The following is a 15,811-nucleotide window of genomic DNA, read 5'->3' on the forward strand; positions in this document are numbered from 1 at the left end:
TTGAAAGTAACCGAGCAGAGGCGCCGGATAATTAACATGAATTAGCCCAAGCGGCATAGCTCCTCTCCAACAGCGGCTCAGCGGCTCCGTCAGAGGATCTCGATCACGGCTTCCATGTTCAGAAGCTTGCCAAGGCCACGCATGCGGCCCGTCAGGCGTTCGTTGGCCAGCGGCTCCAGATGGGCCGGCAACTGCAGCACCACCTGGCCGCCACGGGCGAGCAGCGGCACCTGGGGCAGCACGCCCTCCATGGCGACCGAGACCGGATAGGCCACGCGCATCAGGGCGGCGAGCAGGCGGGCCCGCTCCAGGAGGCGCGGGCCGGCAAGCGTCCTGATGCGCGAGCCCACCTTGTCCGGCGAGAGCCCCTCATGCCGGAAGAAGATCGACAGCGCCAGATAGGCACGGCCCGGATGGTCGAGCCCGGCGAAGGCCCCGTAGGCAATGAGGTTGAGGCTCTGCTCGCCCCGGTAATCGGGATGAGCGCGCCAGCCGATATCGGCGAGCAGGCAGGCCGCGCGGCGCAGGCGGACGTCGTACTCCACTTCGGGCAGGCCGAGGCTTCGGATGAAGGCCTCGGTCCATGCGCACAGCTCCTCTCCATGGCGCGGCGAGCGGGAGCGCAGGAGGTTGAGATCGCTGGCCGCTGCGATCAGCGGGTCGCGCTCGCGGGTCTGCGGGTCGAGCTTGTCGAACAGCACGCCCTCGCGCACGCCGAAGGCCGAGATCGCGACCTCGATCGGCTGGCCGAGGCGGATGATCTCCTCCAGGACCATGGCCCCGTAGGCGAGCAGCGGGCGGCGGGCTTCCGAGACGCTCTCGATATCCTTCAGGGTCTTGGCGTCGGCCTCTTCGACGAGGCGCAGGAAGTCGAGGCCGTCGTCAGGATCGATGAGATAGCCGTGCATCACATGGAGCGGGTAGTCCCGTGCCGCCTGATGCAGCCTGGCGAGGGCGCGCCATGTGCCGCCCACCGCGTAGAAGGTGCGGCCATGCAGGTTTTCGAGATATTCCGGTGCGCGTTCAAGGGCTTCGCGCACGATCCTCTGGGCCTTTCTCAACGAGCCGCCGCTGACGTCCTGCAGGGCGAGGCCGCCGAGCGGCATGGTGATGCCCTGCCCCACCTGCGAGCCGCGCACGTCCACCAGCTCCAGGCTGCCGCCGCCCATATCGCCGACCATGCCATCCGGATCATGAAAGCCGGCAATGACGCCGAGCGCCGAGGCCCGCGCCTCCTCGGCGCCGGACAATAGGCTGATCGGTTGGCCGCAGGCCTTGGCGGCTGCTTCCAGGAAGGCGGGGCCGTTGGACGCATCGCGCGCCGCCGCGGTGGCGAGCACGAAGATGTCCGACACGTTCATCGTGTCGCAGAGAACCCGAAAGCGGGCGAGCGCCCGAAGGGCCCGGTCGACGGCGTCCTCGTCCAGGCGGCCGGTGGTCGCCACATGACGGCCGAGACCGCAGAGAACCTTCTCGTTGTAGATCGGCGTGACGGCGCGGGAGAGGCCCTCATAGGCCACGAGACGCACGGAGTTGGAGCCGATGTCGATGATCGCAACAGGGCGGCCGAGCTTGAGCCGTCCGGGAGCCTCGAAGCTGAGGGCCGGCATGCTAGCGCTGCCCGCGCTTGGCGAGCGCTTTGGGGCTTGAGGTTTTGAGGGATTTGCCACGGCCAGACAGACTTGGGTTCGTCATGAAATACTTGTGCGCGTTGAATGGTTCCTCGCCCTTGGAGGGCACGACCCGCTGACTGGTTCCGTCGGGCAGGACCGTCCAGCTCTGCTCGTTGTCGAGCAGGTTGGCGAGCATGATCTGGTCGAGCACCTGTTGGTGCACGGTGGGGTTGACGATCGGCATCAGGGCCTCGACGCGGCGGTCGAGATTGCGGGACATGAGATCCGCGGACGAGATGTACACGTGGGCCTTCGTATTGGGCAGGCCCTGCCCGTTGCCGAAGGCGTAGATGCGCGTGTGCTCCAGGAATCGCCCGACGATGGACTTGACCCGAATATTCTCCGACAGGCCCTTGATGCCGGGCCTGAGGCAGCAGATGCCGCGCACGATGAGGTCGATCTGCACGCCGGCGGCGGAGGCATCGTAGAGCGCGTCGATGATGACGGGATCGACGAGCGAGTTGCACTTGCCCCAGATCGCGGCGGGCCGTCCGGCCTTGGCGTGGGCGATCTCCTCGTCGATGTGCTGGAGCAGACGCTTCTTGAGGGTGAGCGGTGAGACCGCCATGCGCTCCAGCTCCGCCGGCTCCGCATAGCCGGTCACGAAGTTGAAGATGCGCGACACGTCGCGACCGATGGCCGGATCGGCGGTGAAGTAGGAGAGATCCGTGTAGATGCGCGCCGTGATCGGGTGGTAGTTGCCGGTGCCCACATGGCAATAGGTGATGAGCTGGCTGCCTTCGCGGCGTACAACCATCGACAGCTTGGCGTGGGTCTTCAGCTCGATGAAGCCGAACACCACTTGCGCGCCCGCACGCTCCAGATCGCGCGCCCAGCGGATATTGGCTTCCTCGTCGAAGCGGGCTTTCAGCTCCACCAGGGCGGTCACGGACTTGCCCGCCTCGGCGGCCTCGGCCAAAGCCGCCACGATGGGCGAGTTGGACGAGGTGCGGTAGAGCGTCTGCTTGATGGCGACGACGTTCGGATCTCGGGCCGCCTGATGCAGGAACTGCACCACCGCATCGAAGGACTCATACGGATGGTGGACGATGATGTCCTTCTCGCGGATGGCCGCGAAGCAATCGCCACTGTGCTCGCGGATGCGCTCCGGAAAGCGCGGATTGTACGGCTTGAACTTGAGGTCGGGACGCTCCAGCGCCACGAGCTGCGACAGGTCGCGCAGGCCCATCATACCCTCGACCACGAAGACTTCGTCTGCGGATACCTCCGATTCCTCGGCCACGAAGAGGCGCAGGTCCTCAGGCATGGCCGCTTCGACCTCGAGACGGATCACGCTGCCGCGGCGGCGCTGCTTGAGCGCCGTCTCGAACAGGCGCACCAGATCCTCGGCCTCTTCCTCGACTTCGATATCGCTATCGCGGATCACCCGGAACGCGCCCTGCCCCTGCACCTCGTAGCCGGGAAAAAGCCTGCTCGTGTAGAGCACGATCATCTGCTCCAGGGCGATGAACCGGGTCGCGCCGGTCTCGGCGAAATCCGGCAGGCGGATGAAGCGCTCGCCCCGCGACGGCAGACGGATCAGGGCGTTCAGCACCTTGCCGTCGCTCTGGCGCACCAGCTTCAGGGCGATAGAGGAGCCGAGGTTCGGAATGAACGGGAACGGATGGGCCGGATCGATGGCGAGCGGCGTGAGCACCGGGAAGACATGGTTGAGGAAGTAATCCTCGAGCCAGGACGCCTCGGCCTTGGTCAGGCCCGCTCCTTCGACGAGAACGATGCCCTCCTCCAGGATCATGTCCCGCAGCTCGCGCCAGCGCCTCTGCTGATCGGAGGCGAGGTTCGACACCGCCACGGAAATCTTGGCCAGCTGCTCCTGCGGCGAGAGCCCGTCCTGGGACATGGTCGCGACGCCGGAGCGGACCTGGCCGCGCAGACCCGCGACGCGGACCATGAAGAACTCGTCCAGGTTCTCGGCCGAGATCGACAGGAAGCGCAGCTGCTCCAGGAGCGGATGATTGCCGTTGGAGGCCTCCTCCAGCACCCGCCGGTTGAACTGGAGCCAGGAGAGCTCCCGGTTGATGAATCGCTGCGGGAACTTCCGCAGGGCCGCGCCGTCGAACTCGATATCCGGCGGGGCCTTCGGCAAGGGAGCCTCGCTGACGGTCTCCACCTCTTTCAGGGCAATCGCGCTGCGCACCTCGTTCTCCGCCGCTTCTGTCTTCGGCGTCCGTTTTGCTCTGGGCTTCGTGACGGTTTCACGACGGTTCGACAACAGGGCGTTGTTCTCGGGCTTCACTCGTTCTCTTCCGTTTCCTGGTCTTCCGCTTCCTGCGCAGCGCCAAGGATCTCGGCCGCGATCGCCCGCGAGACGCGCCGACCCCGGCTCAAGGCCTCCCGGTCGAGGAGAGCCACGACCTCGGAGGCCTTCGCGAGCGAGCGTTCGATCCGCAGAGCAATATAATCGACAACGGAGGTATCGACCACGAGTTGCCTGTCGACGAACAGCTTCACCAGCACCGCCTTGAGCAGCGCATCGTCCGGCGCGTCCAGGGCGACGCTGGGCGCCAGCCGCAGGCGCGACAGGAGATCGGGCGTCTTCAGGGACCAGCGGTCGGGCGGCGTTTCGCAGGTTATGAGCAGCGACGCCCTCTTCTCCCTGGCCAGGTTCAGGAGATGGAACAGGGCCGCCTCGTCGCGCTCACCCCGGTCCATATCCTCGATGGCGAGCGCCCCATTCGAGACGAGGTGCGGGACCTTGTCATGGGTGATCGCACTGGCATCCACCGTCCAGGCGTGGGCGTTCGTCGCCCAGATGGAGGCGAGATGGCTCTTGCCGCTGCCGCGGGGTCCCACGAGAAGGAGGATCGTGTCCGGCCAGTCGGGCCAGCTCTCGATGAGGCCATAGGCCTGCTCGTTGGAGGGGCTGACGAGAAAGTCCTCGGCCCCGAAGCGGGGATCCAGGGGAAGGTCGAAGGCCAGCTGCTTGGGGGCCTCACGCATCGAGGTCGGCCTTGTGATCGATCTCGATGCGGGGCTTGAGGAGCACCGGATCCGCGCCCCGGTAAAGCGGGCTGGCGAGATACTGGCGCAGGCCAAAGCGGGCAATGACTCCGATGGCCGCCGCGAGCGGCACTGCCAGCAGCAGGCCGACGAAGCCGAACAGGGCGCCGAAGGCAACGAGCGCGAACATGAGCCAGACAGGGTGCAGGCCGACGGATTCGCCCACCAGCTTCGGTGACAGGATGTTGCCCTCCACGAACTGGCCGAAGATGAAGATGCCCAGCGTCGCGGCGATCATGGTCCAGTCCGGCCAGAACTGCACGATGGCGACGCCCACCGACAGGATGAGACCGGTGAGCGAGCCCACATAGGGGATGAAGCTCAGGATGCCCGCCGTCATGCCGATGAGCGCCCCGAAATTGAGCCCGATCAGCGCGAGGCTGACCGCATAGAAGGTGCCGAGGATGAGACAGACCAGAGCCTGCCCGCGCACAAAGCCGGCAATCGCCCGGTCGATGTCGCGGGCAATGGCGCGGATCGTGTCCCGGTGGCGCATGGGCATCCAGGAATCCACCGTCCTCACCATGCGGTCCCAGTCGACGAGCATGTAAAAGGCCACCACCGGCGTTACCACCAGCAGGGAGAAGATGCCGATCAGGGCCTGGCCGCCGGACCACAGCCCCTGCAGGAAGGTGGTCATCCAGGCGATGCCCTGGCTGATCAGATTGCCGACGGACGGGGGTGCGGCGGGCAACGCATCCTCGATGCCGAGGCGCCGGATGAGCGGCCCGAGCTGCTCGGCTCCCAGCTCCTGAAGCCGCGCCACATAGCCGGGCAGCCTCTCCACGAAAGCCCCCACCTGCTGGGCCGCGAAGGGCACCAGGATCATCAGGGCGGTGATGAAGACCAGCACGAACAGAACGAGGATCAGCAGGCTCGCGCCCAGGCGACCGACGCCCAGCTTCTGCATCCGGTCTGCCAGGGGGTCGAGCAGGTAAGCCAGCGCGAAGCCCGCCACGAAGGGCAGCAGGATGCCGCGCAGCACGAACAGCAGCAGCACCGCGACGACCAGCGCCGCAATCCAGAACCCGATCTGCCGTTGGACCGTCATCGGCACTCCATACCTAGCAATTCTGGCCTTCAGGTGGTCATGTGCCTCAGCCAGCCCCCGAGATAGGCACCCGCCGAGGCTACGGTCAAGGTGGCCACCAGCACCATGGCAACATCCTCAAGCCCCGCGAGTTCGGCCCCGAAAGCATTGGCGGCGAGCGCGAAGGCCGCAAAGGCGATCTGCGCGCCCGTATTCAGCTTGCTCACCAGGATCGGCTTGATCTCGACCGGGCGGCTCATGACCCAGGACAGGAGCACCGCCGCCACGATCATCGCGTCCCGGGATACCACGATGATGGCAAGCCAGCCCGGGATGGCGCCCACGATGGCGAGCGTCACGTAGATCGAGACCAGGAGCGCCTTGTCGGCAATGGGGTCGATATAGGCCCCGAACTCGCTCCGCATGTCGAACCGGCGGGCGATGAACCCGTCGACCGCATCCGAGATCCCCGCCACCACGAACAGGACAAAGGCCGCGCCCCACCGCTGCTGCATGATCATGACGATCACGATGGGCACGATGATGAGGCGGCCGATGGTGATGATGTTCGGAATGGTCATCGGGCCGATGATGGACGCTCAAAGGGCGGAGTTCAATCGGGCGACGGAGGGTTGGGGATAAGGGGAAAAGGCGGTCATCCCGGACGGCTAAGCCGATTCGGGATCGCTGGACGAGTGAGACTCTGTTCCCTCCCCCCTTGCGGGGAGGGGCAGCCGCGAAGCGGCCGGGTGGGGGTCGAAAAGTCGGAACTCTGCGGATCATAGTCATGACTCAAGAGCACTACAGCGTTGAGCTGGTTTGCCCGCTCACCCTGTCGGACCACCCCCACCCCTGCCCCTCCCCGCAAGGGGGAGGGAAACACGCGCTCCATCCTGAACCCGACCCCGGATCTCCGCTGCGCTTCGTCCGGGATGACGAGGTGTGGGCGCTTCGCAAAATGCGAAGTCTCCCCTTGCCTCCCGGTCCCTCCCGCCTTACTGCCCCCTCAACACGGGGTGAGCCATGACGACCGAGAAGCAGACGAACGGCCTGACCTATGCCCAAGCGGGCGTCGATATCGATGCCGGCAACGCCATGGTCGACCAGATCAAGCCCCTGGTGCGCTCCACGCGCCGGCCCGGAGCGGATGCGGAGATCGGCGGCTTCGGCGGATTGTTCGACCTCAAGGCCGCGGGTTTCAAGGACCCGATCCTGGTGGCGGCCAATGACGGGGTCGGCACCAAGGTGAAGATCGCCATCGATACGGGCATCCACGACACCATCGGCATCGACCTCGTGGCCATGTGCGTCAACGACATCATCGTGCAGGGCGCCGAGCCTCTGTTCTTCCTCGATTATTTCGCCACCGGAAAGCTCTCGCCCGAAGTCGGCGTCCATATCGTCAAGGGCATCGCCGAGGGCTGCCTCCAGGCGGGCTGCGCGCTGATCGGCGGCGAGACGGCCGAGATGCCGGGGCTCTACGCCAAGGGCGACTACGACCTCGCAGGCTTCGCGGTCGGCGCCGCCGAGCGCGGCACGCTGCTGCCGAAGGACGTGAGCGTGGGCGACGTGCTCATCGGCCTGCCCTCCTCCGGCGTTCATTCCAACGGCTTCTCCCTGGTGCGCCGGATCGTCGAGCATTCGGGCCTCGCGTGGGATGCGCCGGCTCCCTTTGCCTCCGGCAAGACCCTCGCCCAAGCCCTGCTGGAGCCGACCAGGATCTATGTGAAGACCCTGCTCGAGGTGCTCAAAGGCGGCGTAGGCATCAACGCGCTCTGCCACATCACCGGCGGCGGCTTCCCGGACAACATCCCGCGCGTCCTGCCCGACGGCGTCGGCGTGCGCCTCGACCTCGATGCCATCGCGGTCCCGCCCGTGTTCGGCTGGCTCGCCAAGACCGGCGGCGTGGCCGAAGCCGAAATGCTGCGCACCTTCAACTGCGGCATCGGCATGATCGTGGTCGCCTCGGCCGATCAGGCGGCGGCCGTCATGGAGCGCCTGCGGCAAGCGGGTGAGAGCCCGGTGCGGATCGGTGAGACGATCGCGCATACAGATGGCGAGCGCGTGCAGAATTCGGGCTCCTTGAAGCTCTGATGACCTGCCGCGTCGCCATCCTGATCTCGGGCCGCGGCTCGAACATGGCCTCGCTGATCGAGGCCACCCAGGCGGCGGACTTCCCGGCCGAGATCGCCCTCGTGCTCTCGAACCGCCCCGACGCGGAAGGGCTGGAGCGCGCGAAGGCAGCCGGGATCGCGACGCTTGCCATCGACCACAAGGCCTTTCCCGACCGGGAGAGCTTCGACCGGGCGCTCGATGCGGCGCTGAACGAGCACGACATCGCCTTCATCTGCCTAGCCGGCTTCATGCGCGTGCTCAGCGACTGGTTCGTGGAGCGCTGGGCGGGCCGGATGATCAACATCCACCCGTCCCTCCTGCCCCTCTATCGCGGCACCCAGACCCACCGGCGGGCGCTGGCCGACGGCGTCCTGGTCCATGGCTGCACCGTGCATTTCGTAGTGCCGGAGCTCGATGCCGGCCCGATCATCGCCCAGGCTGTCGTGCCGGTGGTGCCGGGCGACACGGGAGAAAGCCTCGCCGCGCGGGTGATCGTGCAGGAGCACCGGCTCTATCCGCAGGCCCTGCGGATGATCTGCGATGGCACGGCCCGGTTGGAGAATGGGCGGGTGGTGTTTTCGCGCGGGTGGAATGCGAGCGGCGCGCTGCACTCGCCGGGGTAATGCGCCACGCGCTGAAACTACAAAGACGATTGACACATACCCGGAACGGGCATGGAATCTGACGTGCTGGGGTGGCCTCTTTGACGGGAGGAAGCCATGAAACCGCTTAACCGTCGTCAGACTTTGCTCAATATTGCCGTAGCGTCTGTTATTCTTCCCATTGCCCCTGCTGCCGCTCAAACCTCCGGCTCAACCGAAGGCCGAGAAATCGCTCCGGGCGTTCGTCGGATAGACTACTCGAAGCGCGAGACGATGATCCCGAACTATAAAACGGTTTCGATGCGCGACAACATCTATCAACCGGGCGCGAGCACCAGCGGCGCGAGCATGGGCAATGATATGGTCTGCCACATGCTGGAAGGCGAGCTGACGGTGGATACGGGCTCTGGGGACAATGTCTACAGGAAAGGTGATGTGTGGTCGTGTGCCAAGGGCATGCCGGAGCGCAGCAAGAATACCGGCACCACGGTCGCCATCATGCGCGTGATCGACCTGCTGCCCGGTTAACACCGGATTGAGTTAACCTCATGTGTCAGAGCGAAGAAAGGCCGGGTTGAACCCGGCCTTTCTGCATCACGATTTCGGATATAGCTTAAATCTGCGGCCGCGGCAGCTTGCAGGCGTCGAGAGCGGTGAGCGCCTTCGCGCGAGCGGTGTCGTTGAACACGCCGGTGTCGCGATAGGCCTGGACTTCGTCGGCACTCAAGGAGCGCAGGATGCGCCCGGCATAGCAATCACAGGAACGGCTGAGCGAAGCCTCGCTGACGCCGCTCTGAAGCTTCGCCTGCGTAATGGCGCAGGCCTGACTCACGCGGGCGCGCAGCTGGCTGATGCTTTCGGTCTTCAGCGCCGGATCGGGCTGGTACTGCGTCGGCATGTTGGAGGCGGCGGCAAAGGCGGCTGTCGCGCTTAAAGAGACGGCGGCTGCGACGAGCAGCGCGCGGGCGGTCGAGATCATGGATAGCTCCCCAGAGATGAAATCACGTTCGGTTCTAAGAATAGGCTTGGCCGTTCAGGATCAAGGGGAAGCCGGAGATAGGCTTAAGAAGGTCTGACTATGCGCCTGCCTCCAGGCTCCTCGTCATGGCCGGGCTTGTCCCGGTCATCCACGTCTTGAGCCGGGTTGAAGACGTGGATCCCCGGAACAAGTCCGGGGATGACGTGAAGAGGCTGTAAGCCATCGTTTTCAACCGACCAGCGCCTCGGGCCTATGCTGCTTCCTCGCCACCAGCGGCTCTAGCACCGGATCGATCTCCGCCCTTTCCAGCGCCACGCGGTTGTCGTGGAAGGCCGCGCCGCCATAAGGCGCCACCTGATCGCCACCCGTCAATGTGTTGATACCACGACCGAAGGGGTGCGCCGCGTTGGGCCAGATGCCCTCGGCGATCAGCACGCCGCGCCGCACGCCGTCGAACAGCTTGGCGCGAAGATAAACCTCACCGCGCTGGTTCTTCAGCTTCACCCAGTCGCCGTCAGTTATGCCCTGCCGTTCGGCATCGACCGGGTGGATCATCACCTCGGGCCGGCGCTCCTTGTCCAGCGATGTCGGCGTCTCGGTGAAGCTGGAATTGAGGAAGTTGCGGGCCGGGCTCGTGGCGAGGCGGAACGGGTGTTCCTCGGTCGCCGCTTCGATCACGCCCCAATGATCGGGCAAGGCCGGCATGCTGGCCCAGGGGCCCATGGCGCCGTTGTTGTAGGACGGCACTTTGGTCCAATCCGGCTTGAAGCGGAACTTGCCGTCCGGATAGCCGAAGCCATTCAGGAAATGCGCCTCCTCGAAGGGCGGCTGGGCATCGAAGTGAACCTGCGCCTCCAGATTCTCGAGGCTGCCCCAGCCGGAATTCTGAAGCGTCCAGTCGATGATCTCGCGCGGTTCCATGGTGAACCCGCGATGCTTGGTGCCGAGGCGCTCGGCCAGTCCGCGGAAGACCTCGTGGTTCGAGCGGCACTCGCCAGGCGGCTCGATGAGCTTGGGGCCGACCTGGAAGTGCTGGTGCCCGCCGCCGGAATAGAGGTCGTCGTGCTCCATGAACATGGTGGCGGGCAGCACGATGTCGGCCATGAGCGCCGTCTCGGTCATGAACTGCTCGTGGACGCAGACGAAGAGGTCGTCGCGGGCGAAGCCCTGCTTCACCAGTTCCTGCTCGGGCGCGACGGAGACCGGGTTGGTGTTCTGGATCAGCATCGCCTTGACGGACGGGCCGTTGTAGAGCGCTTGCGGATCGCCGGTGAGCACGCGGCCGATCTGCGATTGGTCGAGCACGCGAATGCTTTTATCGATGGCGTCATGGCCTTCGATCAGGGCCTTGTTCCAGTGGAAGATGCCGCTGTTCGAATGAAGCGCCCCGCCGCCCTCATATTGCCAGGCGCCGGTGACGGCCGGGATCGACAGGGCCGCATGCATGTTGACCACGCCGTTGCGCTGGCGCGCGAAGCCGAAGCCGAGGCGGAAATAGGTGCGCTTGGTCGTGCCCACGAGCTTGGCGAAGGCCTCGATCTCCTCCACCGATAGGCCGGTGATGGTCGAGGCCCACGCCGGATCACGGGTCTTGAGGTGCTCTTCAAGCTCGCGCGGATGATCGGTGTAGCGCTCCAGGTAGTTCCAGTCTGCATAGCCGTCGCGGAACAGCACATGCATGACCGCGCAGGCGAGCGCGCCGTCGGTGCCGGGACGCAGGACCAGCGCCATGTCGGCCTGCTTCAGGGTGGCATTGTTGTAGATGTCGATGGCGACGATCTTGGCCCCGCGCTCCTTGCGGGCCTTCATCGCGTGGGTCATCACGTTGACCTGGGTGTGGACCGCGTTGGTGCCCCAGATCACGATGCAGTCGGAGACCGCCATCTCGCGCGGGTCGGCGCCGCGCAGATGGCCGGTTCCGGCCACGTAACCGGTCCAGCTCATGGCCGTGCAGATGGTGGAATACTGGCCGGAATACTTCTTCACGTGGCGCAGGCGATTGATGCCGTCGCGCATCACGTAGCCCATGGTGCCGGCATAGTAATAGGGCCAGACCGATTCCGAGCCGAATTCCCGCTCGGCCTCAAGGAATTTTCGGGCCACGATGTCCAGCGCCTCGTCCCAGGAGATGCGCTCGAACTGGCCTGACCCCTTCGGCCCGGTGCGCCGCATGGGATAGAGCAGCCGGTCCGGGTTGTGGATGCGCTCCGCATAACGCGCCACCTTCGCGCAGATCACGCCCGCCGTGTAGGTGTTGGACTTCGCCCCATGCACGCGGCCGATACTGCGCCCGTCGATCACCTCCACCTCGAGGGAGCAGACGGAGGGGCAATCGTGCGGGCAGACGGAGGCGCGGCGTTCGATGCGGGGAGCTTGGTTCATGGCGGGCGCATGATGGGGGAACAGGCCGAAAATGAAAAGGCCGCCCGGAGGCGGCCTGAACATGAAGGCTATGCCTTGAAGGCTTAGCCGACGATCTCGTTGCCCGAGAAGAACTGGGCGATCTCGATCTTGGCGTTGTCGAGGCTGTCGGAGCCGTGGACGGAGTTCTCGCCGATGGACTTGGCGTAGAGCTTGCGGATGGTGCCCTCGGCGGCGCTCTCCGGGTTGGTGGCGCCCATGATCTCGCGGTAGCGGACGACGGCGTTTTCGCCTTCCAGGACCTGCACCACGACCGGAGCCGAGATCATGAAGTCCACGAGCTCGCCGAAGAAAGGGCGTTCCTTGTGGACGGCATAGAAGGCCTCGGCCTCGCGGCGGCTCATGAGAATGCGCTTCTGGGCGACGATCCGCAGGCCGGCCTTTTCGATGACGGCATTGACGGCGCCCGTGAGGTTACGCTCGGTCGCGTCGGGCTTGATGATGGAGAATGTGCGCTCGATGGCCATGACAGCTCGCTTCTATTTGTAAGGGAAATGGTGAAGTGGGGCGCTTATAGCGGCGAGCCCCCCTGGCCTCAAGCGCCTTTTGCCCCGGCCCGCTGGAAAGCTTAACCTGAAAACCGGGTCCACTTTTCCGCACGATGCCCTAGTCTTGTCCCGGAGCGGTCCGGTGAAGACCGATCCAAAGGGAGACAACAATGAGAAAAGCTGTCCTTGCCGCCTTCGGGCTTGTCATGCTGGCCCTTCCGGCCCAGGCCCAGTCAGCCGATCCGAGCGGCACCTGGGTGACCCAGAGCGGCGACACCCGCGTCCGGATCGCCAAATGCGGGGCCGAGTATTGCGGCACCATCGCCGCCTCCACCTACCAGAAGGACACGAACAACGCCGACCCGAAGCTGCGGGAGCGCAACATCGTGGGCGTCCGGATGATCTGGGACCTCAAGCCGGAGGGGGACGGCTATACGGGCCAGCTCTACAACCCCCAGGACGGCAAGACCTATACGGGCAAGCTCAAGGTCACGAGCCCCAAAACACTGCAGCTCTCCGGCTGCGTCTTCGGCGGCCTGATCTGCAAGTCGCAGACCTGGACGAAGGTGAATTAAAAGATCGAAGAAAAACTCTTCTCACCGTCATGGCCGGGCTCGTCCCGGCCATCCACGTCTTTGAGCGGGAGTTAAGACGTGGATCCCCGGAACAAGTCCGGGGATGACGCCTTGGCAGGGCGATTTTACCGCGCCTTCTGGCCGAACAGCACCGCCTGGACGGCCGGGTCCGTCAGGTCGGTTTTGTTGCGGTCCTCGGAGCTGACCTTGATGCCGCGCAGAACCGCCGGGCGGGCGAGCATCGTCTCGAGCCAGCGCTTCACGTGAGGGAAATCCTCGATGTTCTGGCCCTGGCGCTCCCAGAGCTTGGCCCAGGGGGCGATGGCCATGTCGGCGATGGAGTAATCGCCGGCCACGAACTCCCGGTCCGCGAGGCGCTTGTTCAGCACGCCGTAGAGACGGTTCGTCTCGTTGGTGTAGCGGTCGATGGCGTAGGGCACCTTTTCCGGCGCGTAGATGCGGAAATGATGGGCCTGGCCGAGCATGGGCCCGAAGCCGCCCATTTGCCAGAACAGCCATTGATCGACCTCGACGCGTCCCCTCTCGTCCTGCGGGTAGAACCGGCCCGTCTTGCGCCCGAGATATTGCAGGATGGCGCCGGACTCGAACACGGAGATCGGCTGTCCTCCCGGACCGTCGTGATCGACAATGGCCGGCATCTTGTTGTTGGGGGAGATATCCAGGAATTCCGGCTTGAACTGGTCGCCCTTGCCGATGTTCACCGGGCGGATCGTGTAAGGCAGCCCGCATTCCTCGAGCATGATGGTGATCTTCCACCCGTTCGGTGTGGGCCAGTAATAAAGATCGATCGGTTGCTGCGCGGAAGCCGCCATGAAACGCCTCTCTTCAGGTGACAATACGAATTCGCGTGGGAACGTTAAGACATAAGATCGGGGCTGGCACCCTCGCCTGCAATGAAAATCCCCAAAATCGACGCATGGCAGCTCATCGGGGCTTGCATGTTGCCGCACAACGATTCAGAAAGTTTATAACATAAAGCAATCGCTGTGGGGGTGATTCGATGGTGAAAAGACTTGTGGGCGCGGCTCTTGCTGCCGTTGTGACCTTTGCCTTGACCGGCCCTGCGGCGGCCGAGACCAAGCCGAAGAAGGAGCCGAGCGCCGCCCAGGTGGCCGCCCGCGAGCGCATGAGCAAGTGCAGCCTCGAGTGGAAGGAAGCCAAGGCCGGCGGCAAGGTGGGCAAGGACATGAAGTGGCCGGCCTTCTGGAGCGCGTGCAACAAGCGCCTCAAGGACGGCACGAAGGCCTGAAGCCGGGCGAACGCCTCGATTGGACAGGAGCTCTCCATGAACTGGCTTTCCCGCATCATCGGCAAGCAACCCGCTTCCGGCGGCAACTACATTCCGCCCCAGCAGGCGCTTTTCATCCGCCTCGACGGGGAGTCGCTGCCCCGCGCGATCTACGAGGAATACGATCTCTCGGGTTTTGAGAACCAGCTGGAGATCGCCCTCGGGGAGCTTGGCGAAGTCGACGGCCATGCGGTCGGCGCGACTGACACGATCATCTATCTCTACGGCCCGGACGCGGAGGCGATGTACCGCGCCGTCGAGCGGGTCCTGAAGACCCATCCGCTGGCGCAGGACGCGAGCGTGACGATCCGCAAAGGGCCTCCTGGCGCGGCCCGGCACGAGATCTATACGCTCAATTGATCGCTTCGATGAGCCTCACAGCTTCTTCTTGAAGCCCTCGTGGCTGCGGGAGAAGCCGAGGCGCTCGTAGAAGCGATGGGCCTCCTTGCGGGTCTTGTTGGAGGTGAGCTCCATGGCGCGGGCGCCGTGGCTGCGGGCGTGGTCCTCCGCGAAGGCCATCATCCTGGCGCCGATGCCGCTTGAACGTCGCGCCGCCTTCACCTTCACGCTCTCCACCTTCACGCGCAGGGCGCCGCGTCCCGTGAGATTGGGAATGAAGGTGAGCTGGAACGTGCCGACGATCTCGTCGCGATCAACCACCACGAACAGCCGGTTCTCGGGGCTCGCCTGGATGGCGGCGAAAGCGGTCTCATAGGCCGGCCGGGTTTCAGGCGACCAGACGTCCCCATGCGAGCCCAGCTCGTCCTCTTCGTGCAGGCGGATGATCGCTTCGAGATCGCCGTCCTGCGCTTCACGGATCAGGAGATCGCTCATGCGGCTGCGCGGGATTCCATCGGAAGCAGATCCTTGCGCCCTTTGAAACCGGGCAGCGCCTCGAACCGCTTTACCCAGGCCAGAATGTTGGGATAGGCGCCGAGATCGAAGCCGCCGTCATCCGCGAAGGCGACGACGCCGTAAATGTCGATGTCGGCGATGGTGGCTCCCTCGCCGACGATCCAGTTGCGGCCGGCAAGATGCTCGTCGAGCACCTTCAGGGCGGCGTTGCCTCCGGCCATGCTGAACTCCAGCACCTCCGGTCCGGCGGGACGGATGCCGAGCTTGATCGTCCTGGCGCGGTACACATTCGAGGCGAGCCGGTCGAAATCCCAGTACATCCACTCGCGCGCCAGCAGGCGCTCGTCGAGATTGGCGCCGCCGAACTTGCCCGTCATGTCGGCGAGATATTCCATGATGGCAGCCGACTGGCACAGATGACGGCCGTTGTTGCGGTCGACGAGCAGGGGCACCTGCCCATAGCGCTGCTTGGACAGATGCGGAGGCTGCTTATGTTCGCCCTGCATCATGTTGACATGGACGTAATCGAACGGTTCGCCCGCCAGCGAGAGCAACAGGCCGACCTTGTAGGTCGGGCCAGAGAAGGCAATTCCGTGAAGTTCGAACCGTGCCGGCATGAGAAGCCCCCTGAGGCGATGCTGCTGGCCGCACCCTAGACGGCTCTTTTCCAGCAGGAAAGAACCTCACGCCAAAGATCTGTGATCTGGCGCCGGACACCGACAGAATATATGACAGGGTATTGC

17 protein-coding genes are annotated in these 15,811 nt (G+C 64.9%); 6 read left to right on the plus strand and 11 right to left on the minus strand.

All coding sequences use genetic code 11. From position 1 onward, the window contains the following. Positions 1-89: 89 nt before the first annotated feature. From ppx to FHR70_RS17990, 5 genes are all read right to left on the minus strand, one after another. Positions 90-1,610: an exopolyphosphatase gene (gene ppx / locus FHR70_RS17970; RefSeq protein ID WP_183452715.1), complete on the minus strand. Its 1,521-nt coding sequence runs from the start codon at positions 1,608-1,610 to the stop codon at positions 90-92. A 1-nt stretch (position 1,611) separates the two neighbouring features. Beyond that, positions 1,612-3,804: an RNA degradosome polyphosphate kinase gene (locus FHR70_RS17975; RefSeq protein WP_425487883.1), complete on the minus strand. Its 2,193-nt coding sequence runs from the start codon at positions 3,802-3,804 to the stop codon at positions 1,612-1,614. Positions 3,805-3,926: 122 nt separating this feature from the next. Continuing rightward, the gene (locus tag FHR70_RS17980) at positions 3,927-4,634 is read right to left on the minus strand and encodes a P-loop NTPase family protein (protein ID WP_183452719.1); all 708 of its coding nucleotides are present in this window, start codon (positions 4,632-4,634) and stop codon (positions 3,927-3,929) included. Continuing rightward, positions 4,627-5,745, minus strand: a complete 1,119-nt coding sequence (locus tag FHR70_RS17985; protein ID WP_183452721.1) for an AI-2E family transporter — start codon at positions 5,743-5,745, stop codon at positions 4,627-4,629. The genes FHR70_RS17980 and FHR70_RS17985 overlap by 8 nt, the downstream gene beginning before the upstream one ends. 29 nt (positions 5,746-5,774) lie before the next feature. Continuing rightward, complete coding sequence (locus FHR70_RS17990) at positions 5,775-6,305, minus strand: CDP-alcohol phosphatidyltransferase family protein (protein WP_183452723.1); 531 nt, start codon at positions 6,303-6,305, stop codon at positions 5,775-5,777. A 442-nt stretch (positions 6,306-6,747) separates the two neighbouring features. Here FHR70_RS17990 and purM point away from each other — a divergent pair, with 442 nt between their 5' ends. The 3 genes from purM to FHR70_RS18005 all read left to right on the plus strand — a co-directional run bounded on the left by purM (position 6,748) and on the right by FHR70_RS18005 (position 8,969). Beyond that, positions 6,748-7,818 (plus strand): phosphoribosylformylglycinamidine cyclo-ligase, encoded by a 1,071-nt coding sequence (purM, locus tag FHR70_RS17995; RefSeq protein ID WP_183452726.1) that lies wholly within the window; start codon positions 6,748-6,750, stop codon positions 7,816-7,818. After that, positions 7,818-8,462, plus strand: coding sequence for a phosphoribosylglycinamide formyltransferase (gene purN / locus FHR70_RS18000; protein ID WP_183452728.1), 645 nt, complete (start codon positions 7,818-7,820; stop codon positions 8,460-8,462). Before purM ends, purN begins: the two co-directional genes overlap by 1 nt. A gap of 96 nt (positions 8,463-8,558) precedes the next feature. Further along, positions 8,559-8,969 carry a cupin domain-containing protein gene (locus tag FHR70_RS18005; protein WP_183452730.1) on the plus strand — a complete coding sequence of 137 codons (411 nt, stop codon included), beginning with the start codon at positions 8,559-8,561 and terminating at the stop codon, positions 8,967-8,969. Between the two features lie 85 nt (positions 8,970-9,054). Here FHR70_RS18005 and FHR70_RS18010 read toward each other — a convergent pair whose 3' ends face one another. The 3 genes from FHR70_RS18010 to ndk form a co-directional block, all read right to left on the minus strand. Further along, positions 9,055-9,420, minus strand: a complete 366-nt coding sequence (locus FHR70_RS18010) for a hypothetical protein (RefSeq protein ID WP_183452732.1) — start codon at positions 9,418-9,420, stop codon at positions 9,055-9,057. A gap of 228 nt (positions 9,421-9,648) precedes the next feature. Further along, a complete protein-coding gene (locus tag FHR70_RS18015; RefSeq protein WP_183453048.1) occupies positions 9,649-11,802 on the minus strand; it encodes a molybdopterin-containing oxidoreductase family protein in 2,154 nt (717 codons plus the stop codon). Positions 11,803-11,885: 83 nt separating this feature from the next. After that, positions 11,886-12,308 carry a nucleoside-diphosphate kinase gene (gene ndk / locus FHR70_RS18020; RefSeq protein WP_183452734.1) on the minus strand — a complete coding sequence of 141 codons (423 nt, stop codon included), beginning with the start codon at positions 12,306-12,308 and terminating at the stop codon, positions 11,886-11,888. A 191-nt stretch (positions 12,309-12,499) separates the two neighbouring features. Between ndk and FHR70_RS18025 the strand changes: the two genes are divergently transcribed. After that, positions 12,500-12,904 (plus strand): DUF2147 domain-containing protein, encoded by a 405-nt coding sequence (locus FHR70_RS18025; RefSeq protein WP_183452736.1) that lies wholly within the window; start codon positions 12,500-12,502, stop codon positions 12,902-12,904. A 125-nt stretch (positions 12,905-13,029) separates the two neighbouring features. On the opposite strand, the gene FHR70_RS18030 is transcribed toward FHR70_RS18025, so the two are convergent. Further along, the gene (locus tag FHR70_RS18030) at positions 13,030-13,737 is read right to left on the minus strand and encodes a glutathione S-transferase N-terminal domain-containing protein (protein ID WP_183452738.1); all 708 of its coding nucleotides are present in this window, start codon (positions 13,735-13,737) and stop codon (positions 13,030-13,032) included. 188 nt (positions 13,738-13,925) lie between these two features. On the opposite strand from FHR70_RS18030, the gene FHR70_RS18035 reads away from it, so the two are divergent. Together FHR70_RS18035 and FHR70_RS18040 are read left to right on the plus strand one after the other, a co-directional pair. After that, a complete protein-coding gene (locus FHR70_RS18035) occupies positions 13,926-14,174 on the plus strand; it encodes a hypothetical protein (RefSeq protein ID WP_183452740.1) in 249 nt (82 codons plus the stop codon). A 36-nt stretch (positions 14,175-14,210) separates the two neighbouring features. Further along, entirely contained in the window at positions 14,211-14,573 is a 363-nt protein-coding gene (locus FHR70_RS18040) for a hypothetical protein (protein WP_183452742.1), read from the plus strand. Positions 14,574-14,588: 15 nt separating this feature from the next. On the opposite strand, the gene FHR70_RS18045 is transcribed toward FHR70_RS18040, so the two are convergent. Beyond that, on the minus strand, positions 14,589-15,047 hold the full coding sequence (locus FHR70_RS18045) for a GNAT family N-acetyltransferase (protein ID WP_183452744.1): 459 nt from the start codon (positions 15,045-15,047) through the stop codon (positions 14,589-14,591). Continuing rightward, positions 15,044-15,685, minus strand: a complete 642-nt coding sequence (locus tag FHR70_RS18050) for a glutathione S-transferase family protein (RefSeq protein ID WP_183452746.1) — start codon at positions 15,683-15,685, stop codon at positions 15,044-15,046. The genes FHR70_RS18045 and FHR70_RS18050 overlap by 4 nt, the downstream gene beginning before the upstream one ends. Positions 15,686-15,811 lie beyond the last annotated feature (126 nt).

This window comes from Microvirga lupini (assembly GCF_014191055.1).
Classification (GTDB): domain Bacteria; phylum Pseudomonadota; class Alphaproteobacteria; order Rhizobiales; family Beijerinckiaceae; genus Microvirga; species Microvirga lupini_A.